Raw genomic sequence first — 266 nt, 5'->3', positions numbered from 1 at the left:
CGGGCGGCCGATCCGTACCCCACGGGCCTCGGCGGAGCGGAACCGGAGCGGGTACGCGGGGGCGCGCCCGACGTCGTCCACAGGGTTGTCCACCGTCTCGGCCATGTCCTCATCCTGACCCGGGCGAGTCGGACGCGAAAAGGATCCGACCCCAACTGTTCGCCGGAACCGGGCGTCATAGGGGGTGAAAAGCAAGTACGCCAACAACCGGGGGAACAGAGATGAGCCACGGAGACAACCGCACGGATCACGGCACGCGCGCGCCT

This window comes from Promicromonospora kroppenstedtii DSM 19349 (assembly GCF_000515355.1).
Taxonomy (GTDB): domain Bacteria; phylum Actinomycetota; class Actinomycetes; order Actinomycetales; family Cellulomonadaceae; genus Promicromonospora; species Promicromonospora kroppenstedtii.
The sequence above is the reverse complement of the archived record's forward strand: the minus strand, read 5'-3'. Positions refer to the sequence as shown.